The following is a 25146-nucleotide window of genomic DNA, read 5'->3' as shown; positions in this document are numbered from 1 at the left end:
TGTCCTCTGGTTGTCGGCGGGTGGGGGGAGTGGGTGGGATCAGCGGCCCTTGAAGGGGAGGACGGGCCGGGGCCGGCCCTCTTTGAGGGCCTTGGCGGCGGAGACCAGGCCGTCCTTGACGTCCTCGGTCTCGAAGAGCGGGACGGCCAGGTCGAACAGCTGCTGGTCGGCGGCCGGGATGCCGCCCGTGGCCCAGGAGCGCAGCAGCGCCTTGTGCACCACGTGCGCCCGGGTGGGGCCATGGGCGATCTTTCGGGCGAAGGCCTCGGCTTCGGCGCGCAGTTCGTCGTCGGGGACGACGCGGTTGATGACCCCGGCCTCGGCCATGACCGTGGCGGGTACCTGCTCGGAGGTCAGTGCCCATTCGTAGGCGCGGGCCCGGCCGGCCCGTTCGGCCACCCGGTGGATTCCGCCGAGGAGGGTGACGATGCCGAGCGACTGCTCGGGGTGGCCGAAGCGGGCGCTCTCGCCGGCGAGGATGATGTCGGCGCGCAGCGCGAGTTCGAACCCGCCGCCGAAGCACAGCCCCTGGACCGCGGCCACGACCGGGACCGGGAGCTGTTCGAACCGGTTGATCACGGCCATGATCTCGTCGAAGTCGGCCCGCAGGCTGGTGCGGTCGGCGTCGAGCCAGGGGCGGAAGTCGCCGCCCCAGCTGAAGTCGGGTCCCTCGGCCCGCAGCAGGACGGCGCGGGCCGGGCTGCGCGTGATGGCGTCGACGGCTTCGCCGAGCTCCTGGGCGAACTCGGGTGCGAAGCGGTTCTGCGGGGGGTTGTCGAGGACGATCGTAGCGACATCGCCATCGATGGCGTGCGTGAGAACGGTCATGGCGTTTCCTTGGCTCGGGGCAGTGCGGGCGGCCTCACGGCCCCCTCGGGGATGCGGTCGCACCACCAGGTGGGGGCAGATTGCGTGGCGGTGGACAACCGCGTGCTGTACGGGGCGAAGCGGCCCCACGCATGAGCGTCAGCCGCTCGGGTCGCAGGGGTTGTTCGTAGGGCGCCGGCGCGAGGCCGGCAGGGTGAGGCGGTCGTCGTCGGCGTCGGACATCAGCCGGGGCCGGTGTGCGCGGGACGGGTCGGGTCCGGGTCGTCGGCGATACGAGGTCGAAAAAACCCGTCGAGGGTGCGGCGAGCGAGCCGGGCCGTGCCATGTGTGGCCGGCGGCCTTCTTCGACGACGGCAGTGCGGGCGTGGGGAGGCGTGGTCTACGACGGCGCCGACGCGTCCTGCGGTGATGAGTGGGTCAGCGGCACCGCCACGACGGTGCCGCCACCGCTCTCCCGCTGTGGAGCGCACGGAGCGTCCGGAGGGCTGTGGGGGTGGCGAGCTCATGAGTGACACCCTTCGTGCGGCTGCGTTGCCGATCGATCTGAAAGAACTGTACGCCCTTAGCTCATTTCAGTTCAAGGTGGCAGGGGTGCCGTACCATGAGCCAGTGACCACTTGGTCACGGTCATGTCGGCAGGGTGACGACGAGTGAAAGGGGGCAGGCCCATGGTGTGGCCCGCATCCACGCGGTACGAGGTCGAGCCCGCCCCCCTCGGGCTGGCGCTGGTGCACGACCTGCTCAACACCATCTCCGCCGGCCGCCCCCGGGCCGCCGACCTCCTGGATGACCTCGCCCAGGCGCAGACATGGCTCGACCAGGTTCTGGACTGCTGGGCCGAAGAGGCGGGGCAGGCTGTCCCGCAGGTGCACCTGACCGAGAATGATCTCGAGGAACTTCGCGGCCTGCGGGCTGAGTTGAGACGGCTACTTGTCTCACCGGAGGGCGAGGGCCCGCGCGGCGATGAGGCTGACATGGCGCCCGCCGTTCATGTCGCGGCGGCGGCCTTGCGGATGGACCGCAGCGGGCGGGTCGTCCTGGAGCCGCGCGGACAGGGCTGGCGGTACGTGGCCGCCCTGGTGCTGATCGAGATGTTCCAGGCCCAGCAGACGGACACCTGGCGCCGGCTGAAGATCTGCCGCAACGCCCGTTGCGCGACCGCCTTCTTCGACCGCTCCCGCAACAGCAGCGGCGTGTGGCACTCCACCAAGACCTGCGGCAACCCGGAGAACCTGCGGGCACACCGGGCGCGTCAGCGCGTGCGGACCGCCGGGTAGGAGGCCAGGGTTTGTGATCTGCCCGTTGTCCCTCTCGCGGTTCCGCTGAGCCGATCCCGCCAGAGCGTGAGGAATCCTGAGCCCTCTCGCATCACCGTGACCCGCGCGAGGATCAGGGTGGTGGACCGCTCGCGGTGGCGGGCCGCAGGACATCGGCGGTGGGGCGTCCGTCGAAGAGAAACGCGGCTTCCGCGCCCGGTCGCGGCAGAACCCGCCGAAGGCTCGTCTGCGGGCGGCCGGCGGCAGCCTCGCAGTCTTCGTACGCGCGACGGGGGCGCCCGACGCCGGGTACCCCTGTCCTTCAGCGTGGGGGATCAGGCCGAGACACCGTCCCTTTTCAGCAGGTCCTCCAGGTGGGAGGCGAGAAGAGAGACGGCGGCGCGGTTGTCCTGGTCGGTCATCTGCTGGAGGTCGCTCAGCGCCGACCCCAGGCGCGAGCCGAGCAGCCATTCGAACAGGGCGGGTGCGCCGGACCACCGGTGCAGCCGCTCCATGCGTGTGCCGAAGAAGGACAGCATGTCGCGCGAGGAGCTGGGATTGAGCACCGGCGGGGCCAGGCTGTTGCGGGAGTCGTCGTCGAGGTCGAGGCACTCGAGCTTCCCGGCGATGGCGGCACTGGGTGCGAGCAGGCACGGCACCAACGCCTGGAGTGTGATCGCGCTGTCCTCGAAGACGGGTTTCGGCGGTTTCTGCGTGAGACCGTCCGCCGAGCAGTCGATGTAGACCGTCTCCGGCGGCGATTGAATACTGCCCTCGTCGAGCCGGACGCCGGCCGAGTCGATGCGGCGTACCCGTCCCAGCCGTACGACGTGCTCGATCTTCCGGAGTTGAGCGAGCTCGGCTGAGCTGACGGTCGCACACCGGAAGGCGCTGGGCCTGACGTACGGGTCACGGCGGATGATGAGGTCCATCTGCTCCAGCGCACTGATCACGTCGTCCACCGAGTTGCATGCGAGCAGCTTCGTCAGCTCACCGAACCGGGACAGCGGTGCCTCCTGGTCCCGGTTGAGCATCCATGCGTCACGTGGCGTGATCCAGGTGATGCGGTCGGGATCGACGCCGTGCTGCAGCAGCCACAGGCACGCGTCCAGGCCCGTCTTGCCCGCCCCTATCACGGTGAACCGTTCCGCCCGACCGCCGAGATTCACGAGCTGGTTGACCGGAACGATCGGTACACCGTCTTCGACGGCATAGCTCAACTGCCTCATCGCGGGCACGGTGATGCTCATGTAGGAGGCGTCGACGACACGCTTCCTGACGACGATCTGCGTCGGCGTGCCGTTCACGAGGGAGTGCGCCTGGACGGTTGCGGGCCGGCCCGGCTCGACGTCGTCGACGTTGTGCATCGGCAGGTAGGTGACGCGGCCCGACCCCAGCAAGGTCTCGTGCATGACGCGGTCGTAGTAGTCGAGGATCTCGTGGCCCGACGCGAGGTTCCCTCCGAGGGAGTCGCTCGGCATCGCACGGGAGTGGACGCCGTAGACATTCGACGGGCCATGCAGCCTGACGAAGGGGTACGACATCGTCCAGTGACCGCCCGGAGCGTGGTTGCGGTCCACTATGGCCATCGTGTGGGTGCTCTCCTTGACGAGAACGTCCGCGAAGGCCATTCCTGTGGCACCGGCGCCGATGATCAAGTAGTCGACCGTGATCGTTGTGTTGGGCATTGAACCTTCCAAATGTGTTCGGTACTCCGACCGGGCGGACCCCGGTGCGGAAGCCGGCCGTCGCACGACGGCGGTGGGAGACAAGCGCCAGGGCGGGCAGGCGGACGCGGGGCTCGCGACGACCTTGACGCGCCCTTGCCTGTGGGGTGGATGCCTGCAGGGCCGCAAGCACGCTGGGCGTCGTCGATCAGCGTGGCGAGGTGCGGGGGAACGCGGTGCAGCGCTTGAGGTGAAAAGAGCCGCACCCGACCTCACGTGGCACGACGACGAGCTCTTCGGCGCAGGCCGCGATGGCGATCGGGGTGGTGCCGGGCCCATCCGGGTGGATCATGACGCGGCAGTGCACCTCAGACCGCGGACCGGCCGGCGAGCCCGCCGGGCGCACGGCCGACGGTCAGCGCTGTGGTCATACGCGGCGGTGCGTATCCGCCTTCCCCGGACTGCAGGTCAGCCGAGTGCCGCAGGTGTGTTGCACTCGACGGGGGCCGGGGTTCCGTGGGGGCGCGGGCCGGGGATCGGGCCGAGGATCATTCGGGTCTGGCCAGAACAATCCCGCCCGGCTGTCGCCGAACACCATCGGCCGCGGAAGGGGATCGTCTCCGCGGGCGGGCAGGAAGGGCAACCTGAACACACCCCACGGTCTGCCAGGCGGACTTCTCGGCGAGTTCCCGCAGCTTCCCGGCCGGCCGGTCCAGGTCCGGGCCGCACACCCGGCTGCGGCGCAGGCACACGCGAGAACCGTCCAGCTCCCGCTGCGGCATCTCGATGACGTACGGACGCCCACCTCTCACCACACCGCTGCGGTGACCGCCATGACTTCGGTCCCTCACCGGCACATACATGTCATCAGGCACGTCATGCAGAGTACGCCCAGAGTGGCAGAGACTGTCAAGACAGTCAGAAGATGACGGATATGACGCCTGCTGTAGCATCGGGGCGTGGACGAGAGGCAGATCACCCTGCGCGAGCGGAAGCGGCAAGCGGTGCAGCAGGAAGTGAAGACGGTCGCAGTCGACCTCTTCCTCGCGAACGGGTACGAATCCACCACCGTGGACCAGATCGCCATGGCGGCCGGCCTGTCACCGCGCAGCTTCTTCCGTTACTTCGCGAACAAGGAAGCCGTAGTGACCTACGTGCTCGACGAAACCGGCACCGACATCGCCGACGCCCTGGTGGCGCGCCCCTCTGAGGAAGAACCCTGGTACGCGTTGCGCCGCGCATTCGACGAAGTGATCGAGAAGTGGACCAGGAACCAGTCGCTGCCGATGATCCGCCTGATCCACGACACTCCGGTGCTGTACGCGAAGCACCTGCACCAAGAAGTCCAGTGGAACGAGGTCATCGCCCGGTCGCTCGTCCCGCGACTCACGGAAACGCCGCCCGGCGAGGAGCGTCGGCTGCGCGCGGGAGCGCTCGCCGCCGCCGGCGTGGCCTGCTTCGCGTATGCCCGTCTGGAGTGGGTCGCCTGCGACGGCAAGCGCTCCGTGGCGGAACTTCTCGACCTCGCCATGGATGCCGTTTCTCCGCTGTCCGGGCCGTAGCACCTCCGGCGGCCACCTGCCTGGCTCACCGCAACCGCACGGCTCGCGGCACGGCGAGGTCGAACAGGTGCTGGCCGGGTTGCGATGCCGCCGGCGGCCCGGGCGCGCAGCAACGCGTTCCGTACGGCGTGCGCCCGGCGGGGCCTACAGCGATCTTCCGGACTGAGGGCTCGGCTTGGGTCTGCAAGGCCCCGTCCGGGGCCGCGCGGTCGACTCGATGGTCTCCGCCTCGGCCATGACGAAGGCAGTGACCTGTTCCGGACTGCCCGGTCCGGACGTGCAGGCCCGCGACGGGCGGTCCAGGTGATGGCTGGCGGTGCGACGCGTGCGTCGGTCAGGCCGAGACGTCACGTCCGTGCGGCCGGTCGGTGCGCACGGCGGCATCGAGGACGTCGGTGGGGACGGCGTCGAGGAACAGTTCGGCGCTGCGGAGCATCGTGAAGGCGCCGACCTCGTCGACGGTGCCCCACGAGATGTGGATGCCAGGTCGCGAGAAGGTCCCGATCGTGTCCGGTCCAGCGGCAGTCGTCCGACGGCCGGGTGCCCGCTGAAACAACTGTGATCTATTTGCTCATCCCAAGAGCTACTTGAGCAACATAATCAAAAGACTTACGCTCATTGCATCCAGTGCAGATCCTCGAGCGCGGGGGAGGGGGTGCTGGCGCCGGTGCCAGCGAACCCGTTCGGTACCGGCCGTCGGGCGCGAGCAATGCCCGCCGGACAGCCGCTCTTTCGGCTGGAGCAGAACACGCAACCCACTACTCGGTCCGGGCCTGCAGGACCGCGCCGCCGCCAGGGCGGCTTGGAGGTCGAACGCATGACACAGGTGACCCAGCGACCGCCGTTTGTCGAGGGCTCCTCGACCGGCACGTCCCACGCGGCCGATCGTGTCCGTCATCGGACGGTTCAGGTCGGCAGGCTGGAGGTTCCGATTCTCGAGGCCGGCAGCGGGCCACTCGTTCTGTGCCTCCACGGGTTTCCCGACCACGCCGCCAGCTGGGCAGGACTTCTCGACCGCCTCGCACAGGAAGGGTATTGGGCGGTAGCACCCGCACAGCGCGGATACTGGCCCGGTGGCGCGGCACCCGACGGTTCCTATCGCGCGTCCGCGACCGGCCAGGACGTCCTCACCCTGATCGAAGCGCTCGGGCGCGAGCAGGCGGATCTCATCGGTCACGACCTCGGTGCCCGGGCGGCGTACGCGGCGGCCAGCCTCGGCGCGACGCGTGTCCGCAAGCTTGTCGGCATGGCGGTTCCTTACGGCCCGCAAGTGCGAACCGCTTGGCTCACCGACGGCGACCAGCAGCGACGCAGCTGGTACATGTTCTTCTTCCAGACGGCCATGGCGGAGGCGGCCGTCGAGTTCGACGACTTCGCCTTCATCGACCGGCTCTGGCGGGAATGGTCCCCCGGCTACGAGCTGCCGGACGCGGAGCGGGCCGCGCTCAAGGAGACCCTCCGTGCGCCAGGAGTTCTGACCGAGACCCTGGGCTACTACCGCCAGTTGTTCACGCCCCCCGCGGACGAGGCGACCAGGGCCGCGGAAGCCCGGGCCAGCGGTGCCATCACCGTCCCGTCCCTCTACCTCCACGGGGCCGACGACAACTGCATATCCGTGGAGTTGAGCGACGGCATGGAAGCCGTGTTCACGAGCGGCTTCGAACGCGTCGTGGTGCCCGGCGCAGGGCACTTCCTGCACCTCGAGCAGCCCAAGACCGTCGCCGACCACATCCTGGGCTTCCTGAACAGCTGACCCCCGCCCCGACCGGTCAGAGGGCACTGTCCCGTCCTCTTCCTCGTACCCGTGCTGCTCTGCGAGGCCACATGAACGGGAGCTTTGAGCGCAGCCGTCAGTCGTGGGCAGCGACAAGGTCCTTTGCCCCGCCCGAAGCCCGACGCCCGACGCTCCGAGGTGCGCGGCGCCGTCGGACACCGATCTCGGTGGCCCCGGGCCGTCTTCCGGGTCATGGTCCGCCGCAGGCGGCGCCGCTGCGCGAAAGGCGGCCCGGTGAACCTGCCCTTCTCGGACGCGTTCGGGGGCCACCTTCGCTCAGGCGTGCCCTTTGTGCCCGACGGCGCGCAGGAGAAAGGGCAGGAGGCGGTCGGCAGTCTCCGCCGCAGTTGCCGCGTCCACCTGGTCCGGCGGCAGGGGGGTGAGGAAGAACCTGCTGACCATGGGGCCGAGGACCAGGTCGCCGAGCAGGTCGGCGTGCTCCACGGGCGGGATCTCGCCTCGCTCCGCCGCACGTTGCGTGATCTCCTCGATGCGCCGGCGCATGGGCAGCACGAACGTGTTCGTGAGGGCCTCGGCCAGCGGGGTGTTGTGCCGGGCCTCGCCGATCAGGGTCTGCAGCACCCCCCCTTCCTTCCCGGTCAGGGAAGCCGCCTTGTCCCGGAGCAGGGCGCGGAGGTCGCCTTCGAGTGTGCCCGTGTCGGTGGGCGTGGTGAGTTCCTGGACACAGGCGGCGGCGGCGTCGACGACCATGTCCTCTTTGGAGGGCCAGCGGCGGTAGAGGGTGGCGGTGGACACTCCGGCGCGGGCCGCGACGGCGGCGGTGGTGAGTGCGCGGTAGCCGCTCTCGGTCAGGACCGCCAGGGTCGCCTCCAGCAGTGCGCGGTCTCGGGAGGCGTCGCGGGGGCGCCCCCGGCGTGCCTGCGCCCCGGTCATCGGACAGCTCCCGGAGAGATCCGGCGGGACGCATGGGCGGCAAAGCACACCAGATGGTCGGGCTGTCGTACGAAACGGTGAGCAAGAGTGGGATAAGTCACACGGTTGAGTATACAAGCAAACGAAACGAAAATATTTCGTTTCGTATATGCTTCTGGACGTGACCACCAACGCACCCACCGGCGGTCAGCCGGGCATCACTGTCAAGGCGACCCCTGCGGCGGAGACCGTCGCGCGACTGCGTGCCACGTTCAACACCGGCCGCACCAAGCCCGTCGCCTGGCGCAAGCAGCAGCTGCAGGCTCTGAGACGTCTGCTCGCGGAGCATGAGGACGTGTTCGCGCAGGCGTTGCAGACCGACCTCGGCAAGAGCGCGACCGAGGCGCACATGATGGAGATCGGCTTCCTCGTCAAGGAGATCGACCACGCCCTGCGCCATCTCGACCGGTGGCTGCGCCCGGGCAGGGTCTCCGTGCCCCTGTCGCTGATGCCGTCCCGGGCCTGGACCGTGCGTGAGCCGCTGGGCGTCGTGCTGGTCATCAGCCCGTGGAACTACCCGGTCAATCTGGCGCTGGCACCGGTCATCGGGGCGCTGGCCGCCGGCAACAGCGTCGTCCTCAAGCCCAGCGAGGTCGCCCCCGCGACCTCGGCCGTGCTCGCCCACTGGCTGCCGCGGGTCCTGGACCCGCAGGCCGTGGCCGTCGTCGAGGGCGGCGTGCCGGAGACGACCGCCCTGCTCCAGCAGCGCTTCGACCACATCTTCTACACCGGCAACGGCACGGTCGGACGTATCGTCATGGCCGCCGCGGCCCGTCATCTCACCCCGGTCACCCTGGAGCTGGGCGGCAAGAGCCCTGCCGTCGTCGAACCCGGCGCCGACCTCGCGACGGCCGCCCGCCGCATCGCCTGGGGCAAGTTCATGAACGCGGGCCAGACCTGCGTCGCACCCGACTACGTCCTGGCGATAGGCGAGGCGGGCACCGAGATCGAGGCGCACCTGCGCGATGCGATCCGCGAGATGTACGGCACCGATCCGGCCCGCAGCAGCGACTACGGCAACATCATCAACGAACGCCACTTCGACCGGCTGGCCGGCCTGCTGAACGACGGCCGGACCGTCGTGGGCGGCGACCACGACCGCGACGCCCGCTACATCGCGCCGACCGTGCTGGCTGACGTCGACCCCGACTCTCCGGTGATGCGCGAGGAGATCTTCGGCCCCATCCTGCCCATCGTGCGGGTCCCCGACCTGGACGCAGCGATCGCTTTCATCACCGGCCGGGACAAGCCGCTGGCCCTGTACGCCTTCACCGCGTCCAAGCGCTCCAAGCGGCGTCTGGTCGCGGAGACCTCATCCGGCGGCCTGGCCTTCGGTGTTCCGACCGCCCATCTCGGCGTGCCCGGACTGCCCTTCGGCGGCGTCGGTGAGAGCGGCATGGGCCGTTACCACGGCTCGTACTCCCTGGACACCTTCAGTCACATCAAGTCCGTCCTCGACAAGCCGCTCCAGGCCGACACGCTGCGCGTGACCTATCCGCCCTACACCCGCCGCAAGGACCGCATCCTGCGACGCATCACGTGAGCCGGACCGGCGCCGAGCATGAGGGCGCGGTCGACGTGCTCCCGGTCACTCCTTTGAGTCGGCCCGAGGAAACCGGGCGGTTTGCAGTGCTCGTGCTCTAAGGTTGTTGAACAATCCTCCTGTCGCTGTTTGTCGCATATCGCGCTTGGACCACGAAGGGACCGAAGTGAGCAGGAACGAGATGAGTGTTCCCCGCTCCGTCCAGGAGGCGGTTCGCGCCTGCGCGGTCCGGGCGATGCAGGGCGCGGCGGCCTTGGTCCGGGCGTCGGACGGGGAGGTCGACACCGCGCTGCGGGCCATGGCGGATCGGCTGCACACGGCACGCGACGTGCTGACGGCGGCGAATCAGGACGACCTGCGGTCGGCCGCCTCGAGCGGGATGTCGGAGGCACTGCAGGATCGCCTGCGGCTGACCGGCCCGCGACTTGAGGACATGGCCGCGGCGTTGCGTGCGCTGGCGGACGTGCCGCACGAGCCGCGGGACAGCGTCCTCGAGGAGCGTCCCGACGGCCTGGTCCTGCTGGAGCGGCGCCGACCGGTGGGTGTCATCGGTGCGAACTTCGAGGCGCGTCCGAATGTGACAATCGACGTCGCCTCCCAGTTCCTCAAGTCCCGCAACGGCGGTGTGCTGCGCACCGGTTCGGCGGCCCTTCGCTCCTCCCAGGCCTTGGTCACGCACGTGATCACGCCGGCTCTCACCGACGCGGGACTGGACCCGGACGCCATCCAGCTGGTGCCGAGCGAGGACCGGGCGGCGGCGTACGCATTGGTGTCGCTGCCCGAGACCGTTCCCCTGGTCATCCTGCGCGGCAGTGGCGACAGCACCCGGGAACTCGGCCGCGAGGCCGCCCGCCACGGTGTGCGCACGCTGGCCCACGCGGACGGCGGCGGAGTGCTCTACGTGGCCCGGGACGCCGACGAGGAGCTGGTGCACAAACTGGTCACCAGCGGCCTGGACCGGCTGGGCGTCTGCAACCGGCTCAATCTGCTCCTCATCGACCGGGCTGTCCACGCCACGCTGCTGCCGGGCATTCTGAAGACCCTCGAAGACCTCGGCATCACGGCATCGCTGCCGCCGCACGCCCACGCGCGCGGCTACGAGTGGTCCCTGGACCCCGAGCACGCGGCGACGGTGACGATCGACGAGGCGGACGGCCCGGTCCAAGCCGCACGGATCGCCAACGAGGAGACCTCCGGGCTGGCCGCCGCCATCGCCACCCACGACCCGGACACCGCAGCCCGTTTCATGGACGCCTACGGTGGATCAGGCGTCTTCTGGAACTCCACCACACGCCTCCTCGACGGCTTCAAGCTCCTGCGCCTGCCGGAAACCGGCATCAACCTCGACCGCGTCCCGGGCCCCCGCGGCCCTGTCACCTACCGCGACCTGTACCTGCGCCAGTACGTCGTGCGACCGGCGACGACCGTGCACAGTTGAGCCGATGCGGCATGGAGAAGCGGCCACCGCACGGCTTGTCGCCGCTCGGCCTGATTGCGGCGCTCGTACCGGCTCCTGTCTGAGCCGGCGCGGCGGCCGCCGCTGCCAGCGTTCGAACTTGCGCGCTTCGGCTCTGGGAGAGTGTGGTTGATCCGGGGCCTGCGCAGTTACCGTCGAGTGCTGCGGACGAGTTCGCTACGGCCGCGCTGATACGGTCCGGGGTGGTGCGTGGGCTTCCTGCGCACGCCGGCGGCGAGCTGGTGGGCACGGCAGGAGGCCGAGCGCACGCCCACCATGCCCAGGTGCCCTCGGCAGACCAGCGTCTGTGCCTTCGTGCACCGTCTTCCACTTGCCGAAACGCTCCGGAAGGCCATGCGACGGACCCCTGACCGGGTACGGAGGGGACCCGTTGATCACCCGCGACTGACAGGGGCAGCAGCATGGTTGACGAAATGTCCCGTGAGATCTGCTGTCGGCCGACGGCCGGGCTGCCAGTCCAGACTGCAGCACTGGACGGCGGCGCTACTGGACCGAGCAGCGGCTTCGCTCCTCCCGTACCGCCTGATTCGTCGACGTATCGCGTCGGCGCGGGTAGGCGGTTCCAGCGGCAGCCGGAACCGCCTCCGTCTCATGAGCCGGTTGGGGCCAGGGCCTTGTCGAGGTGCGTTTGGAACCAGGACAGCGCAGCGCCGCTGGATTCCTCGAAGTGCACCTTGTAGGCGTCGAAGTGGCCGCCGGGCAGCAGCACCAGCTCCTTCGGCGCCAACGCCCGCTCGAAAGTGGCCAGTTGGAGGTCGGTCGGGATCACCGTCTCGCCGGTCTCGACGATCATCATGAGCGGCTTCGGTGAGACGCGGGCGATCCACCCGCCCGGCTCGTACAGCCGCGCAGCCCGGCTGGAGCGCATCGTCACCGTGTTGTTCTCGCGGCCCGGCGGAACCAGGTCACGGTAGAAGCGCACTGCGTCCGGGCTGCTGTACAGGGCCGGGTCGGTGGGATCGTCGCCGATGGAGGTCTGGTACCGCAGTTCACCGCCGGCGGCCAGGGCGCGTTCTTCGTCGGCCTGGGCGCGTTCGAAGGCGGCGATGCGCTCCGGCGGGACCTTGCGCTGCCACTGCTCGAATCCGCTGATGGTGGGCACCTGCGACACCACGCACTTGATCCGCACCTCGGTCGCCCCGAGCACGATCGCGTGACCGCCCGCGAAGCTCGAACCCCACACCCCGATGCGGTCCGCGTCGACCTCCGGGCGGGCCTCCAGGAAGCTGATCGCGCGGCGCCAGTCCGCGATCTGACGCCACGGGTCGACGTCGTTGCGGGGCTCGCCGTCGCTGGCGCCGAACGTGCGGTGATCGTGGATGAGCACCACGAACCCGGCGTCGGCGAATTTACGCGCGTACGGGTCGAGACCCATCTCCCGGTTGGCGCCGAATCCGTGCGCCATCGTGATCGCGGGGCGCGGGCCCTCGGCGTCCGGCAGGTAGAGCCAGCCGCGCAGCGTCACGCCCCCGTCCGCCGTGAACTCCACGTCGATGCGTTCTGTCATGGTCATTCGCCTTCCGTGAAGTTGAAGTACTCGGCGGGGACGAGGCCGGCCTCGACGAGGGGTCCCCCGACCTTCGCGTTGATCTGCACCACGGCGCCGATGGGCCGGTGGTGAATGGCGATCTCCGTGATGAGTCCTGCGTCATCACGTGTGAGGATCGTGATCCCCTTCATCTCGAAGCCACCGAACGCGGCGGCCTCCCACTCCAGATAGGTCCGCGGGCCGTCCTGCGCCTTCCGGACGAACTCGAGCCGCTCGTACACGGAGCTCACCGCAGCCATGAGGGCCTCGACGTGCTCCTTGCGCTCGACCGGCTTGGCGAGCGCGCTGGCCTCCATCCGCACGTTCGGAGAGAGCGCCGCCGAGAAGGCATCCTCGGTGCGCTGCTCGAACGCGGCCGTCCAGGCCTCGGCCGGGCGGCCGTCGGCGGAGTTCGACGCGATCTCCTCGGCGACCGTGGTGATGACGGCGGCGACCGCGGTCGGGTTCTCGGCGTGCGCCCAGTGACCCGCGTCGGCGATCGTCTGCGTGGCGGCGCCGAGGAAGCGGGGCGCGACATACGCGGAGACGATCTCTTCCGTGACGAAGGGGTCGTTCTCGCCGCGCAGGACGGTGACGCTCCCGGGGAACTTGCTGGGCTGCTGTCCGTCCGGGTGGCCGATGTTCCACGCCGTCGCCGTGTCGGCGATCGTCGACGGGGCGACGTGCAGGGCCACCTTGGCGAGCCGGTCATTCTCCTCGGCCGGGAACGCGGTGGCGAGCGCACCGCGGAAGGCGCGCTGCGCGTCGAGTCCGAGATCGGGTGCCTGGAAGGGGGCGATCTGCTCCGGCGGAAGGTGAATGCCGGCCAGCGGGATCGGATTGACCAGGACGAGGGAGCGCACCTGCTCGGCCAGACGGGCGGCGACGAGCTCGGCGATCTGGCTTCCCATGCTGTGGCCGACGAGCACGACGGGGCCCTCCGTCGCGCGCACGACGCTCTCGAGGTCATCGGCCCAGCGGGCGAGCGTGAACGGCCCTTGATCCGAGGCGCGCGCACCCATGCCGGCGAGCTCGAACGCGATCGAGCGGATCGACCGCTCGTCGAGGACGGTGCGGACGCTGTTCCAGATGGCGCCGTCGTCCAGGTATCCGTGGACGAGCACCGCGGTAGGCGCCTGCGTCGCTGGGCTGTTCATCTCGTGTCTCCTTTGACGATCGCTCTCCCGCGGCGACGAACCGAAAGCCAGCGGCTCTCGAGATTCTCGGCCGACGCGAGCAGTATGACGTAAGCATAGGGGCTATGCTTACGTCAATGACATCGCTCGGCACTCCGCGTTCCGGCCCGCAGCGGAAGCGCCCACCCGAGAATCCGGGAGTCCACCCATGACGTCGAACGCCTTGACCTACGCCGTGCATGTCGCGGACGGCATGCCGACCACCAACTCCGACGTGCCGCCCGATCAGAGCGAGCGTTCCTGGTCCCCGACGTCGAGCATCCTCATCTCGAACGAGGGCGAGGCGCTGCTGGTGGATCCGCTCTTCACGATCGCGCAGTCGGAGGGCCTGCTGCAGTGGCTCAGTGAGCGTGGCGCTCCGGTGACGAGCGTGTACGTCACGCACGGCCACGGGGACCACTGGTTCGGTCTCGGAGCCGTGCTGCAGCAGTACCCCGGTGCTCGGGCCTACGCGCTGCCCGAGGTCGTCGAGGACATGGCCCACCAGTCCTCGCCCGAGGTCCTCAAGGCGGTCTGGCGCGCCTGGTTCCCCGAGCAGATCCCTGAGCAGCTGGTGCTCGCCGAACCGCTCGAGGGCGAGGTCCTGACCGTGGGCGGGGCGGAGGTCCGCCCGGTCCGCCTGGGACACACCGACAGCGACAACACCACCTGCCTGCACGTGCCCGACCTGGACCTGGTCGTCGCAGGCGACGTGATCTACAACAACGTGCACCTCATGCTCGCGGCATCGGACGCGGAAGGGCGAGCCGAGTGGCTGAGGGCTCTCGACACTGTCGAGGCGTTGGCGCCGACCGCGATCGTCGCGGGCCACAAGGACCAGACCGCCGATGACGATCCCCGCCACATCGAGGAGACCCGCCGCTACATCCTTGACTTCAACAGCGGGGTGCGCCGCACCGGCAGCACCCTCGAACTCTACGACTACATGCTGGAGCGCCACCCGTCACGCATCAATCCCGGTGCGTTGTGGGGCTCCTGCCGGGCGGCGAAAGGCTGAGCGGCGCGTCGGTCCGGCGGCCCGCGGCGCGCTACGCGCGCGCGGCCGCCCGACGCTGCCGCGAGGCCCGAAGGTTCACGGCGTTGCCGCAGATGCGCACGTCGTGCCAGGCGCCGTTGTTGGGGTTCGTGCCGTCATAGAACGCGACCGAGCAGACCCGGTTGCGGCACATCTTCAGACGACGCCACGTACCCGTCAGTCGGGCGTTCGTGATCTCGTTGAGCACGGCCGCGACGGCCCATCCGACACCCTTGCCGCGCGGCGTCAGCGAAAAGGCGCCATCTGCGTCGATCCGCACCTCGAGCGCGCCGCTCACCCCCTTCGGCGCGGATCGGACCGGAGCGTCGCGCACGGTCCCCGACACCGTCATCTGCAGCGACGCGCGTAGCTGCTGAAGCCGCACCAGCCCCGGTTCATCGACCTCGATCGCGGGCGCCTCCGTCCCGGTACGCCGGCTCCATTCGTCCAGCGCGCCGGCGAGCCATGACGTCGCAGATTGCGGCGTCGAGAGCAGGTCCTCGAGGACGGGCTTGCCGGCGGCGCGGGTGTTCAGGACCTCCTGGACGAGGATGAGCGGTCCGGTGGCGATGCGGTCGGTGTAGCGTTCGCTCGCGAGTTCAGACATAGGCATAGCTTATTAGCTCCAGTCTTCATTGGCGAGGAGAACGGGATCGCCGCGAGGAGACCCTAATGGCGACGCCGTGCGCTGCACGTCTCTGCGAGGGCGAGGCATCGCGCGGTGACTGTGGGGCCGGGCGCCCGCATCGCCGGCCGCGCGGCGTTCGGCAACGATCCCGACGTCTTCGGAGTCGCTCCCGTCGAGGCGGCCAACCGCGCACTCGCCCGTGCCGGGCGCGCATGGGCCGACGTCGACCTGGTCGAGCTGAATGATGCATTCGCAGCGCAGTCGCTCGCCTGTTTGCGGCTGTGGAGAGACCTCGACCCGCAGAAGGCGAACGCGTACGGCGGTGCGATCGCGATGGGGCACCCGCTCGGAGCGTCCGGAGGGCGCATCATCGGTCGCGCGGCCCACGAACTCACCCGCCGGGGCAGCGGCATCGCAGTCGTGGCCATCTGTATCGGCGTCGGTCAAGGCCTCGCTGTCGTGCTGGAGAGGTGATCGGGCGACGCGGAGGTACTGGGCACTCGCTGGTTCCGCGAGTCTGACAGCATGGTCACTGATCAGCCTGAATCCGTCCTCGGGCCGCTACGTGCCCTTCGCCGAGTGCGAGGCGAGTGCTGTGCCGCGAGGTCAGCTGTGGTTCCCGCGACATCGTAGACGGTGGCCACCCCGGATGCCGCGCGATCTCCCTCGCCCGGACACTCCCTCGCGCGGCAACTCGCGGCGGCCGTCTGGACTGCCGGGCCCCGGTCACCCAGTGGCATGATCACCGCGAAGCCGCGCCGGACCCGGCTGTGCAAGCTCATGCGAACGGCCGGCTGCCGAAAGCAGGTGCAGGGCATCCACCATTCCGGCCGGGTGGAGGCTGCACACATCTGGCCCAGCCACCACGCCGACGTCAACTTTTACGGCACCCACATGACGGACATTGGCGGTGAGCCGGCCCAACTCGGTGCCGACGGCTACCGGCCGCTGCGGCTACCCGCTCAGGGCTGGCCTCTGGCTGCGCGGCTCACGGTGGCCGGATTGTCCGGTCCTGCTGGGCGCGGTTGCGCGGTTCGGGCCCGTGTCCCCACGCCGGGGAGCGTGGGGAGGCTGGATGCGGCCGGTTTCAGGTCGGGCGGCGGACGGCCTGCACAGCACTGTCGTACAGGTCGAACATGTCGACCTGGCCGCCCAGGCGCACCCATTCCTCGTTGGCTGCCTGCAGGCAGACGATCGCTGCGGCTGCGATCGCGCGGGCTTGCAGGGTGCGGCGGTCGGATTCGGGCAGTCGCGGCTCGATCAGCGGAGCGAACAGGTCTTGCCAGCGGCCTTGCTTCTCGGTGTGTCCGGCCCGCAGGGAGTCGTTGCCGAACAGCAGCGTGATGAACTCCAGGCGCCCTTCGGCTGTTATGTCGATCTCCTCGAGCACCTGGAACGCCGCGCGCAGCGCCGTCCAGGCGTCCTCGTCGGCAGGGCGCTCGGCGAGGCGCGCGGCGATCAGTTCGCCCTGTTCGTCCAGGCCGCTGAGCGCGAGGTCTTCCTTGTTGCGGAAGTAGTTGAACAGGGTCCGCCGGGAGACGCCCGCGGCGGCGGCGACCTCATCGAGGGTCGTGTTGTCGAAGCCCTTGGCGCCGAAGAGCTCGATGGCGGTACGGGCCAGCAGTGATCGGACCACGGATCGGGTCTGTTCCCGGATAGGGGCCGGTTTCTGATTCATGCACCGATGGTACTTCGTGTCACTCGATGCATCTACTTGCACTCAGTGCAAAAGCGTGCGTAGAGTGAATGCCATGAGCGACATCGACTACCACCGCCAGACCGTCATCGTCACCGGTGCCAGCTCCGGCCTCGGCGCCGAATTCGCCCGCCAGCTGGCCCGCCGCGGCGCGAACCTCGTGCTCGTGGCCCGCCGGGCGGACCGGCTCGAGAGCCTGGCCGCCGAACTCACCCGCGCCCACGGAGTCACGGTGACCGCCGTCGCCCGCGACCTCGGCCGGCCCGACGCCGGCCGCACGCTGCGCGCCGAACTCGAGTCCCGCGGCATCCACGCCACCGGGCTGGTCAACAACGCCGGCTTCGGCACCCACGACGCGTTCACCGACGAGGACCCCGACCGCCTGCAAAGCATGATCGCGCTGAACGTCAGCGCGCTGGTCGACCTCAGCCGCGCCTACATAGGCCCGCTGTCCTCCGTCGGCACCGGCGTCCTGATCAATGTCGCGAGTCTGCTGGGCTTCCAGCCGACCCCCTACATGAGCGCCTACGGCGCCACCAAGGCATTCGTCCTCAACTTCACCGAATCGCTGTGGGAGGAGACGCGCGGCACCGGCCTGCGCGTGCTGGCCGTGTGCCCCGGCGCCACCCGGACCGAGTTCTACGACGTCGCCGGCAGCTCCGCCGACTACGGCACGAAGCGGGCAACCCCCGAGCAGGTCGTCACGATGGCCCTCGACACGCTCGACCGCCGGTCCGCGCCCCCGTCGGTGGTCACCAACGGCCGGTCAGTCGCTCTCCTCGGAAGGCTCCTGTCGCGTCGCTCGATGGTCCGGCTCATGGGCTGGATGGACCGCCGCCAGCGCCCGCAGCACCCCGTCGCCCTCACCAACAGCTCCCTCACCATCAGCCAAGGAACACGATCATGACCAGCACCGACGTCACCACACAGCCCACCGACGCGGAGCGCTTCCACCACATACTCCAAACCCAGCGCGCCGCCTACCTCCGCGACGGAGCGCCCTCACTTCAGGCGCGGCGCCGCGATCTGACCCGGTTCAAGGCGGCGCTGATCGCCCGGCGTGGCGACATCGAGGAGGCGATCAACGCCGACTTCGGACATCGCTCGCAGCACGAGAGCGCGCTGATGGAAGTCGTGGGCGTCGTGCAGGGCATCGACTACCTGCACCGCAACCTTCGTCGGTTCATGCGCCCGACCCGCCGCCACATCGAGCTGCTGCTGCGTTTCGGCAGCAACCGCATCGAATACCAGCCGCTCGGCGTGGTCGGCGTCATCTCGCCGTGGAACTATCCGGTAAACCTGTCGCTCATGCCCGTCGTCACCGCGATCGCCGCCGGCAACCGCGTCATGCTCAAGCCGTCGAAGCTGACCCCGGCGACGAACGCGGTGCTCGCGTCGATGCTCAGCGAACTCTTCCCGCCGGAGCAGGTCACGATCGTCAGCGGCGACGGCGCCGCGTTCTCCTCCCTGCCGTTCGACCATCTCGTCTTCACCGGCAGCACCGAGGTCGGGCGCGCGGTGATGAAGGCGGCCAGCGACAACCTCGTCCCCGTCACGCTGGAACTCGGCGGCAAATCTCCGACCATCGTGGCCAAGGGACACGTCCGGGACCAGGCCGTGTCCGACATCGTCTTCGGCAAGCTTCTCAGCGGCGGGCAGACCTGCATCGCCCCCGACTACGCCCTGGTGCACGAATCCGAGATCGCCGCCTTCATCGCCGCCTACGACCGACTGGTGAAAGCCGCCTACCCCGACGGCCCCACCAGCGACGACTACACCTCGATCATCGACGACAAGCAGTACAAGATCCTCACCGGCCTGATAGAGGACGCCCGCGCTCACGGGGCGCGGATCATCGAGGTCGGACACCGGCCGGGCGACGCGGCCCGCCGTCCGCACACCCTCGCACCGACCGTCGTGCTCGGCGTCACCGACGACATGCGCATCGCCCACGAGGAGATATTCGGCCCCATCCTGCCGATCTTCGGGTACCGCGACATCGACGACGCCATCACCTACGTCAACGCACGACCGCGGCCGCTGGCGCTCTACTACTTCGGCGACAACGGCCCCGACCGGCGCAAGGTCCTCAACCGCACGACCTCCGGCAACGTCACCGTCAACGGCACCATCATGCACGTCGCGCAGGACGACCTCCCCTTCGGCGGCGTCGGCGCCAGCGGGATGGGCAAGTACCACGGCATCGAAGGCTTCCGCACCCTCAGCCACCCCAAGGGTGTCTATGTACAAGGACGCTGGAACGCCACCCGCCTGCTGCGCGCCCCCTTCGGCAAGCGCACCGAAACCCTCCTCGACTTCCTGCTCCGGTAAGAGGAAGCAGCACCATCGCCCGTCGCCCCTCAGCGTCCTCCCACAGGCGCGGCCGCGCCCGTTCGGCGAGACCGATCAGAGGACCGGCGGAAAGGGTGTTCACCCCGCGCGGCGTCGAACACCAGGACGCACTACCGCCCGTGCGGCGGCGCGGGCCTGGCCGAGGCGCACACCTCCGCAAGAAGGCAGCGACGGCTGATCACGACCTCGTTCTCGTCACCGGCGCCGACGGCATAGGCCGCCTCGCCACCGAGCGGCTGCGCGCCCAGAACGTGCCGGTCCGCGTCCTGATCCGCCGCGAGGACGACCGCGCGGCCGAGGTCCGGACATGAGGCGCCGACGTCGTCACCGGGGGCATCCCCAACGTCACGACCCTCGCCGAGGCGGGCTCCGAGCCTGCCTCGGCAACAGATGAGCACTAGATGACGGTCGCCGACCGTCGCAAGGATTGAAAGGAGCAGGGGAGGAGGTAACCCGCGAGGGCACCCTGTCCCCGACCACCCCATGAACAAGATCGACTACCGCACTCAGACCACATTGATCACCGGGGCGAGTGCCGGACTCGGCGCGGAGTTCGCCCGCCAGTTCGCCGAGCGCGGCTCGGACCTCGTGCTGGTCGCCCGCCGCGCGGACCGGCTTCAGGCCCTGGCCGACGAGTTGTCGGCGAAGCACCAGATCACGGCCACGGTGGTGCCTTTCGACCTCACCGTGCCGGCCGCGGGCGAAGCACTGGCCAAGGAGGTGGCCCGGCGCGGGATCGCCGTCACCAGCCTCGTCAACAACGCCGGCTTCGGCACCCACAGCCCGTTCCGCCGGGAGGACCCGGCACGGGTCCAGCAGGAGATCGGCCTGAACGTGGCCAGTCTGGTCGACGTCACCAGGGCCTTCATCGGCCAGCTGACCGGTGTCCTGGTCAACGTCGCCAGCTCCCTCGGGTACCAGCCGTGGCCGAACGCCGCCGTCTACGGGGCGACCAAGGCCTTCGTGCTGAATTTCACGGAGGCGCTGTGGCAGGAATCCCGAGGAACAGGCCTGCGCGTGCTCGCCCTCTCCCCGGGCCCGACCCGCACCGAGTTCTTCGACACGGCCGGCTCCGACGACATGGCCCGCGGTGTCCGGCTGCAGACCCCGCGCCAGGTGGTCACCACCGCACTGCGCACGCTGGACCGGCGCAACCCTCCGCCCAGCGTCGTCTCCGGCACCTTCAACTGGGTGATGACCCTGACTTCGCGCTTCACCACCCGCCGAGCCAACGTTCTGGCCTTCGGCGCGATGACCCAGTGGCAGATGCGCTCGAGCCGGTCTGGCCACTGACCTGCTCCGGACCACCGTTAGTTGAAGGGCCCCGTGCACACGAGCACCAGCCGGCGCGAACACGGCGCTCAAAGCAAATGCACGGTCGGCTACGGCTGGGCGGCGGGGATATCGATCTGCAGGGGACGGAGGACGCCGTCGCTGGCGTAGGTGCGCCGGAGGTCGCGCACCCAGGTACCGCCGGCACCCGGTTGCCGGCGGTACCTGGGTAGACGCGTTCGAAGATCTCCCCGTCGGTCCTCGTCTCGAAGCCCAGGTACGCCCCGTCGGAATGCGGGAGCAGCGGATCCCATGCCTCGGCCCATAAGATCAGGCCCTCCAGCGCGTCTCTGCGCATGTCACCGGCGGACACAGACATCTGCTCGCTCACGGCGAGGACGCCCCCTTGACACCCCGAGTGCCCCATGGCCAAAGTCTTGATCATGAATGCTTCCGCTGATCACCCGTGCGCGTCCTCCGCGCTGGTGGAGCGGCGCCATGTCGATCTGTGCCGGCAGCCCAGCGCCATCTGTCGCTGATCCCGCAGGTCTCTCTCGTTTTTCTGGCCTTTCGCAGGCTCCTCCTGCTTCGTGCCGCGCGCACCTCCGTACTTGCGCGTCCGCTCGCACTGACGGCACCTGCCCTCGCGCGCTCCACCTACGTTCTTGAGGAACACTCATTGTCCCGTACACCGCGTATACCTGATACCTCCTCCGTGTCCTCCGAGGCCGTCACGCCCGCCGACGCCCGTGACGGCATCGCCCGGCGGCTGTTGGGTGGGTTCGTCGGCGGTGACGCCCTGACCACCTAGGCCGGACCGGCTGCGGTTGCCTCGGGCGCGACCGGGACAGACACAGCCGCGTCCGGCACGATCACCTCCGGCGCCACGAGGAGAAGCCCTTCCGGCCCCGCGCGGGCGCAGGGCACGGCCGTCGGCGAACCTACCGGTCGTCCTCGGCGACGACCTCGGCTGGGCCGACCTGTAGTCGTACGGTGCACCGCACATCAAGACCCCCCAACCTGGACCGCCTCGCCCGTGAGGGTGTGCGTTTCCCCGACGCGTACTCGGGCCCGTCGGCGACAAGTCCCAGGTGCTTGACCCCAACCACCCCACGGCGCCTGCCTGTTGAAGGCGGCGGACTACTCGACCGCGCTCATCGGCAAGGGCGAACTGCTGCGACCGGGTTCGACGCGCCCCCCTTTCGAGCCGACGCGATTGGCACAGTCAGGCTTTTGGCCCGAGGGATGGAGCGTGTAGCTCGTGACTCCAACGGGCCGGCGCCCAAAGCAGCCCTCGCAGAACTCGTTCAGGCGGTCAGGTGGCGTGGGCGGCTAGGCAGGCGGTGACGCACGTTGGGAGGCTCGGAAGGCCAGGGGGGTCTGGCCGGTGTGGCGTTGGAAGAACTTGCCGAAGTGGGTGGCGCTGGTGAAGCCGAGGTGGGCTGCGATGGTGGAGGCGGGTTCGGTGCCGTGGGCGAGGAGTCGCTTGGCCTCCAGGGTGAGGCGCTGGTCGAGGTAGTCCTTGGCGCTGAGACCCGCGGCGGTCTGGGTGGCGCGGGTGAGGGTGCGGGTGGTGTAGCCGAGTTCGCGGGCGTAGTCGTCGATGCGATGGGTGCGGGAGAAACCTCGTTCGACAGCGTCGCGAAAGCGCAGGAAGGGCTCGGGGGCCGACTCCGCAGCCTGGCCGTGCTGCTGCAGGTGGGCGAGGCGCAGGAGTACGACGTCGAGCAGGCGGTGCAGCAGGGCGGTGTGCACGGGCAGCGGGTGGCGGTCCCACTGGGAGAACTCCGCGGCCAGTTGCTCGGCCGCAGCTGCCAGCACGGGGGCATCCGAAGGATCGGGTCTGTACAAGGGCATCGGGGCGGTGCCGGTGCCGAGTCCGGCCAGTTCCGCAGTCTCGGGCGCGACGAAGTCCTCCTGGAAGAAGACCAGGATCGCCTCGGCCTGCTCAGGGTTCTGCCACTGGTGCACCTGGCCGGGCCGGATCCACAGCCAGGAACCGGGCGGCAGTACGTACCCCGTGAAGTCGACGCGGTGGCGCAGGGTGCCGGCGGTGACCAGCATCAGGGAGTGGAAGTCCTGCCGGTGCGGGGTGGCGATGTGCCAAGGCCAGTCCCGGATGCGGTCGCGGAAGTCGGCCAGGGTCATGACCTCCATGCCCGCCGGGCTTCCGGCCGGAGGCTGGAAAGCCACCTTCGGCAGGCCCGTCTCCCGCCGGCCGGGCTTCTGCTGCGCTTGTCGCCTGTGGACCATCACGAGACCGCAGCGTACCTCGCAGGGTCTCCGGTTCCGTCCCAGTATGGAGCTGTTCCAGGGGCGCGGGCCCGTGGAGCGGAAAGCCAGCGAAAAGCCGGCTGTGTCCGTTGCGGCCGATGGTCGGTCGTGAGCCGGCCATCAGCGATCCGCCCCTCCCCGCATCCCCTCATCACCATTCCGACAGGAGCACAGTCATGTACGGCACCCTCACGGTCATCGACAAGGACCAGGTCCGCATCCACAGCTACGTCTCGCCCGAGGACGGCCTGGGCGTCACCACCCAGCTGATCGAGACGCCGTCGCGGATCATCGCCGTCGACGCGCAGTTCCTCCTGGCCTACGCCGACGAGGTCGTCGCCTACGCCAAGAGCCTTGGCAAGCCGCTCGACCGCCTCGTCGTCAGCCATGCGCATCCGGACCACTACCAGGGCGCGGCCCGCTTCGGCGTCCCCGTGCACGCGCTGCCGGAGACCACCGCGGAGATCGTCGCCATGGGTGCCAAGACGGATCTGCCCACCGGCGCCGCGATCCCGCTCGCCGACATGACTCCGACCGTGGAGATCACCCCGGGCACCGAGGTCGTCGACGGCATCCCGTTCGTGTTCGAGAAGGTCACCGGCGGCGAGATCCACACCACCCTGGTGATCAAGCTGCCCGAGGAGGGTGTCCTGATCGCTCAGGACGTGGTCTACAACCGCACCCACCTGTGGCTCCTGGACAAGGACTTCGACGGCTGGCAGGCCAACATCGACCGCTTCGCAGCCGAGACCGAGTACGACACCATCCTGCCCGGCCATGGCGAGCCGACCACCCCGGCCATCTGGGCCCAGCTCACCGACTACGTCAACGCCGGCCGGGAGCTGCTCGGTGACGACGGCGACGCCTACAAGAAGGCCATCACCGAGCGCTACCCCTCCTACCAGGGCGCAGCCCTCATCGACGTCGCCAACACCTACATGTTCGGCCCCAAGAACTGAGTCCGCTGCGACCTTCCAGAAAACCGCCCAAGTCCCGAGAGAGAGAACATCGTGACTTCCCACATGTCCAGCAGGCGCATGGCCACCCGTCGCATCCTCGTCGCCACGGTCGCCACGTCCGCCCTGCTGGGCGCCGCGACCGTACCCGCCTTCGCCTCGCCCCCCGTCAACGCGGGTCACGCCTACGGGCACGTCGACGGCGGCACCCGGCTCGACCACCAGAAGACCGTCGCCGTACGCGTCCTCAAGGCGGCGTTCGAGCGGGGTGACACCGCGGTCGTGGACAGGTTCGTGCGGGCCGACTACATCCAGCACAACCCCCTCGCGCCCGACGGCCCCGAGGCGCTGAAGAACTTCGCTGCCGGGTTGCATCAGCAGTTCCCCGACGCCAAGTACGACATCAAGTGGGTCATCTCCGAGAACGACCTCGTCGTGGTGCACTCCAACCTCGTACTGTCGCCGGGAAGCCGAGGCTCGGCCGTGTTCGACATATTCCGGTTCCAGGGGGGCAAGATCGCCGAGCATTGGGACACCCTGCAGAACGTCCCCGACAGCAGTGTCAACGGCAACGACATGTTCTCCACAGTCAGCCGGCCGCGGACCGGGCAACCTGGTCCGCGGTGGCTCACCGCCTCCAACAAGAAGCTCGTCACCGAAGCATTCGACCGGCTCATCGTCGACAAGGATCTGTCCGCGCTCGACCTGTACTGGAGCGCCGGGTACCACCAGCACAATCCCGGCATCGCGGATGGTGTGGCCGGCGCGCGGGAGGGGCTCGGGGCGTACTTCCGGGCGTTCCCGGAGCTGACCGTCTCCCGCAAGCGCGTTGTCGCCGAGGGGGATCTGGTCGCCGTCCACAGTCACTACGTGAACGCGCCCGGCGAGCGCGGGCAGGCCGTCGTGGACCTGTTCCGGGTACAGGGCGGGAAGATCGTAGAGCACTGGGACGTGCTTCAGGACGTGCCGGCCACTTCCGCCAACGACAACACGATGTTCTGAATCTGAGGGGCGTTCACGAAAACAGAACGCCCCTTTGCGTCCCAGTAGGTTCCTCGCCGGGCGAGTGGGATCTCGCTTTCACCACGCCGGATCACGTCCGCTGCGGCACACGGGTCGGGACGGCCCTCAGCGGGCCGCCCCTCGGTCCGTCCGTGTGCCCCGGCGACCTCGCCCGGACACGCGGACG

Annotated in this window: 22 protein-coding genes and 2 pseudogenes; 14 read left to right on the top strand and 10 right to left on the bottom strand. The window is 69.3% G+C overall.

Features of this window, described 5'->3' with window-relative positions:
- Nucleotides 1-39: 39 nt before the first annotated feature.
- Nucleotides 40-828, bottom strand: a complete 789-nt coding sequence (locus AB0958_RS06915) for an enoyl-CoA hydratase/isomerase family protein (protein ID WP_366889256.1) — start codon at nucleotides 826-828, stop codon at nucleotides 40-42.
- 668 nt (nucleotides 829-1496) lie between these two features.
- Between AB0958_RS06915 and AB0958_RS06910 the strand changes: the two genes are divergently transcribed.
- Nucleotides 1497-2105 carry a CGNR zinc finger domain-containing protein gene (locus tag AB0958_RS06910; RefSeq protein WP_366889255.1) on the top strand — a complete coding sequence of 203 codons (609 nt, stop codon included), beginning with the start codon at nucleotides 1497-1499 and terminating at the stop codon, nucleotides 2103-2105.
- Nucleotides 2106-2419: 314 nt separating this feature from the next.
- Here the strand turns inward: AB0958_RS06910 and AB0958_RS06905 are convergent, their stop codons facing one another.
- On the bottom strand, nucleotides 2420-3772 hold the full coding sequence (locus AB0958_RS06905; RefSeq protein WP_366889254.1) for an FAD-dependent oxidoreductase: 1353 nt from the start codon (nucleotides 3770-3772) through the stop codon (nucleotides 2420-2422).
- A 938-nt stretch (nucleotides 3773-4710) separates the two neighbouring features.
- Here AB0958_RS06905 and AB0958_RS06900 point away from each other — a divergent pair.
- On the top strand, nucleotides 4711-5313 hold the full coding sequence (locus AB0958_RS06900) for a TetR/AcrR family transcriptional regulator (RefSeq protein ID WP_366889253.1): 603 nt from the start codon (nucleotides 4711-4713) through the stop codon (nucleotides 5311-5313).
- A 334-nt stretch (nucleotides 5314-5647) separates the two neighbouring features.
- Here the strand turns inward: AB0958_RS06900 and AB0958_RS06895 are convergent, their stop codons facing one another.
- Complete coding sequence (locus AB0958_RS06895; RefSeq protein ID WP_366889252.1) at nucleotides 5648-5869, bottom strand: DUF5990 family protein; 222 nt, start codon at nucleotides 5867-5869, stop codon at nucleotides 5648-5650.
- Nucleotides 5870-6022: 153 nt separating this feature from the next.
- Between AB0958_RS06895 and AB0958_RS06890 the strand changes: the two genes are divergently transcribed.
- Nucleotides 6023-7066: an alpha/beta hydrolase gene (locus tag AB0958_RS06890; protein WP_366889251.1), complete on the top strand. Its 1044-nt coding sequence runs from the start codon at nucleotides 6023-6025 to the stop codon at nucleotides 7064-7066.
- 297 nt (nucleotides 7067-7363) lie between these two features.
- On the opposite strand, the gene AB0958_RS06885 is transcribed toward AB0958_RS06890, so the two are convergent.
- A complete protein-coding gene (locus AB0958_RS06885) occupies nucleotides 7364-7981 on the bottom strand; it encodes a TetR/AcrR family transcriptional regulator (protein WP_366889250.1) in 618 nt (205 codons plus the stop codon).
- 148 nt (nucleotides 7982-8129) lie between these two features.
- On the opposite strand from AB0958_RS06885, the gene AB0958_RS06880 reads away from it, so the two are divergent.
- Both AB0958_RS06880 and AB0958_RS06875 read left to right on the top strand, forming a co-directional pair.
- The gene (locus tag AB0958_RS06880) at nucleotides 8130-9563 is read left to right on the top strand and encodes an aldehyde dehydrogenase family protein (protein WP_366889249.1); all 1434 of its coding nucleotides are present in this window, start codon (nucleotides 8130-8132) and stop codon (nucleotides 9561-9563) included.
- A gap of 181 nt (nucleotides 9564-9744) precedes the next feature.
- Nucleotides 9745-11001 (top strand): aldehyde dehydrogenase family protein, encoded by a 1257-nt coding sequence (locus AB0958_RS06875; protein WP_366889248.1) that lies wholly within the window; start codon nucleotides 9745-9747, stop codon nucleotides 10999-11001.
- 41 nt (nucleotides 11002-11042) lie between these two features.
- Here AB0958_RS06875 and AB0958_RS06870 read toward each other — a convergent pair.
- From AB0958_RS06870 to AB0958_RS06860, 3 genes and pseudogenes are all read right to left on the bottom strand, one after another.
- Nucleotides 11043-11370: pseudogene (locus AB0958_RS06870) on the bottom strand (hypothetical protein); the annotation flags it as partial.
- 259 nt (nucleotides 11371-11629) lie between these two features.
- Nucleotides 11630-12547, bottom strand: a complete 918-nt coding sequence (locus AB0958_RS06865; protein ID WP_366889247.1) for an alpha/beta hydrolase — start codon at nucleotides 12545-12547, stop codon at nucleotides 11630-11632.
- 2 nt (nucleotides 12548-12549) lie between these two features.
- The gene (locus tag AB0958_RS06860) at nucleotides 12550-13725 is read right to left on the bottom strand and encodes an alpha/beta hydrolase (RefSeq protein WP_366889246.1); all 1176 of its coding nucleotides are present in this window, start codon (nucleotides 13723-13725) and stop codon (nucleotides 12550-12552) included.
- A 187-nt stretch (nucleotides 13726-13912) separates the two neighbouring features.
- On the opposite strand from AB0958_RS06860, the gene AB0958_RS06855 reads away from it, so the two are divergent.
- Entirely contained in the window at nucleotides 13913-14761 is an 849-nt protein-coding gene (locus tag AB0958_RS06855) for an MBL fold metallo-hydrolase (RefSeq protein ID WP_366889245.1), read from the top strand.
- Nucleotides 14762-14792: 31 nt separating this feature from the next.
- Here AB0958_RS06855 and AB0958_RS06850 read toward each other — a convergent pair whose 3' ends face one another.
- On the bottom strand, nucleotides 14793-15386 hold the full coding sequence (locus AB0958_RS06850; protein ID WP_366889243.1) for a CGNR zinc finger domain-containing protein: 594 nt from the start codon (nucleotides 15384-15386) through the stop codon (nucleotides 14793-14795).
- Nucleotides 15387-15512: 126 nt separating this feature from the next.
- Here AB0958_RS06850 and AB0958_RS06845 point away from each other — a divergent pair.
- Nucleotides 15513-15881, top strand: a pseudogene (locus AB0958_RS06845) (3-oxoadipyl-CoA thiolase); the annotation flags it as partial.
- A 613-nt stretch (nucleotides 15882-16494) separates the two neighbouring features.
- Here the strand turns inward: AB0958_RS06845 and AB0958_RS06840 are convergent.
- Entirely contained in the window at nucleotides 16495-17085 is a 591-nt protein-coding gene (locus tag AB0958_RS06840) for a TetR family transcriptional regulator (protein WP_366889242.1), read from the bottom strand.
- 73 nt (nucleotides 17086-17158) lie between these two features.
- Here AB0958_RS06840 and AB0958_RS06835 point away from each other — a divergent pair, with 73 nt between their 5' ends.
- From AB0958_RS06835 to AB0958_RS06815, 5 genes are all read left to right on the top strand, one after another.
- On the top strand, nucleotides 17159-18010 hold the full coding sequence (locus AB0958_RS06835) for an SDR family oxidoreductase (protein WP_366889241.1): 852 nt from the start codon (nucleotides 17159-17161) through the stop codon (nucleotides 18008-18010).
- On the top strand, nucleotides 18007-19434 hold the full coding sequence (locus AB0958_RS06830; protein WP_366889240.1) for a coniferyl aldehyde dehydrogenase: 1428 nt from the start codon (nucleotides 18007-18009) through the stop codon (nucleotides 19432-19434). Before AB0958_RS06835 ends, AB0958_RS06830 begins: the two co-directional genes overlap by 4 nt.
- A 95-nt stretch (nucleotides 19435-19529) precedes the next feature.
- Nucleotides 19530-19766: a hypothetical protein gene (locus AB0958_RS06825; RefSeq protein ID WP_366889239.1), complete on the top strand. Its 237-nt coding sequence runs from the start codon at nucleotides 19530-19532 to the stop codon at nucleotides 19764-19766.
- Between the two features lie 172 nt (nucleotides 19767-19938).
- Complete coding sequence (locus tag AB0958_RS06820; protein ID WP_366889238.1) at nucleotides 19939-20748, top strand: SDR family NAD(P)-dependent oxidoreductase; 810 nt, start codon at nucleotides 19939-19941, stop codon at nucleotides 20746-20748.
- A 404-nt stretch (nucleotides 20749-21152) separates the two neighbouring features.
- Complete coding sequence (locus AB0958_RS06815) at nucleotides 21153-21266, top strand: putative leader peptide (protein WP_366889236.1); 114 nt, start codon at nucleotides 21153-21155, stop codon at nucleotides 21264-21266.
- Between the two features lie 793 nt (nucleotides 21267-22059).
- Here the strand turns inward: AB0958_RS06815 and AB0958_RS06810 are convergent.
- Nucleotides 22060-22875, bottom strand: coding sequence for an AraC family transcriptional regulator (locus AB0958_RS06810; protein WP_366889235.1), 816 nt, complete (start codon nucleotides 22873-22875; stop codon nucleotides 22060-22062).
- Between the two features lie 302 nt (nucleotides 22876-23177).
- Here AB0958_RS06810 and AB0958_RS06805 point away from each other — a divergent pair, with 302 nt between their 5' ends.
- Nucleotides 23178-23960 (top strand): MBL fold metallo-hydrolase, encoded by a 783-nt coding sequence (locus AB0958_RS06805; RefSeq protein ID WP_366889234.1) that lies wholly within the window; start codon nucleotides 23178-23180, stop codon nucleotides 23958-23960.
- 63 nt (nucleotides 23961-24023) lie between these two features.
- Nucleotides 24024-24959 carry a nuclear transport factor 2 family protein gene (locus AB0958_RS06800; protein ID WP_366889233.1) on the top strand — a complete coding sequence of 312 codons (936 nt, stop codon included), beginning with the start codon at nucleotides 24024-24026 and terminating at the stop codon, nucleotides 24957-24959.
- The last annotated feature ends 187 nt before the right edge of the window (nucleotides 24960-25146 follow it).

Source organism: Streptomyces sp. NPDC006655, assembly GCF_040703965.1.
GTDB lineage: Bacteria > Actinomycetota > Actinomycetes > Streptomycetales > Streptomycetaceae > Streptomyces.
Note: the sequence above shows the minus strand (reverse complement) of the source record. Positions and strands in the feature narration are given on the sequence as shown.

Bases quoted from the DNA above. Each gene is read 5' to 3' on its own strand.
- AB0958_RS06915 (WP_366889256.1), bottom strand. From the start codon at position 828: ATGACCGTTCTCACGCACGCCATCGATGGCGATGTCGCTACGATCGTC.
- AB0958_RS06910 (WP_366889255.1), top strand. From the start codon at position 1,497: ATGGTGTGGCCCGCATCCACGCGGTACGAGGTCGAGCCCGCCCCCCTC.
- AB0958_RS06905 (WP_366889254.1), bottom strand. From the start codon at position 3,772: ATGCCCAACACAACGATCACGGTCGACTACTTGATCATCGGCGCCGGT.
- AB0958_RS06890 (WP_366889251.1), top strand. From the start codon at position 6,023: ATGCCCGCCGGACAGCCGCTCTTTCGGCTGGAGCAGAACACGCAACCC.
- AB0958_RS06885 (WP_366889250.1), bottom strand. From the start codon at position 7,981: ATGACCGGGGCGCAGGCACGCCGGGGGCGCCCCCGCGACGCCTCCCGA.
- AB0958_RS06880 (WP_366889249.1), top strand. From the start codon at position 8,130: ATGCTTCTGGACGTGACCACCAACGCACCCACCGGCGGTCAGCCGGGC.
- AB0958_RS06875 (WP_366889248.1), top strand. From the start codon at position 9,745: ATGAGTGTTCCCCGCTCCGTCCAGGAGGCGGTTCGCGCCTGCGCGGTC.
- AB0958_RS06865 (WP_366889247.1), bottom strand. From the start codon at position 12,547: ATGACAGAACGCATCGACGTGGAGTTCACGGCGGACGGGGGCGTGACG.
- AB0958_RS06860 (WP_366889246.1), bottom strand. From the start codon at position 13,725: ATGAACAGCCCAGCGACGCAGGCGCCTACCGCGGTGCTCGTCCACGGA.
- AB0958_RS06855 (WP_366889245.1), top strand. From the start codon at position 13,913: ATGACGTCGAACGCCTTGACCTACGCCGTGCATGTCGCGGACGGCATG.
- AB0958_RS06850 (WP_366889243.1), bottom strand. From the start codon at position 15,386: ATGTCTGAACTCGCGAGCGAACGCTACACCGACCGCATCGCCACCGGA.
- AB0958_RS06840 (WP_366889242.1), bottom strand. From the start codon at position 17,085: ATGAATCAGAAACCGGCCCCTATCCGGGAACAGACCCGATCCGTGGTC.
- AB0958_RS06835 (WP_366889241.1), top strand. From the start codon at position 17,159: ATGAGCGACATCGACTACCACCGCCAGACCGTCATCGTCACCGGTGCC.
- AB0958_RS06830 (WP_366889240.1), top strand. From the start codon at position 18,007: ATGACCAGCACCGACGTCACCACACAGCCCACCGACGCGGAGCGCTTC.
- AB0958_RS06820 (WP_366889238.1), top strand. From the start codon at position 19,939: ATGAACAAGATCGACTACCGCACTCAGACCACATTGATCACCGGGGCG.
- AB0958_RS06815 (WP_366889236.1), top strand. From the start codon at position 21,153: ATGGCCAAAGTCTTGATCATGAATGCTTCCGCTGATCACCCGTGCGCG.
- AB0958_RS06810 (WP_366889235.1), bottom strand. From the start codon at position 22,875: ATGACCCTGGCCGACTTCCGCGACCGCATCCGGGACTGGCCTTGGCAC.
- AB0958_RS06805 (WP_366889234.1), top strand. From the start codon at position 23,178: ATGTACGGCACCCTCACGGTCATCGACAAGGACCAGGTCCGCATCCAC.
- AB0958_RS06800 (WP_366889233.1), top strand. From the start codon at position 24,024: ATGTCCAGCAGGCGCATGGCCACCCGTCGCATCCTCGTCGCCACGGTC.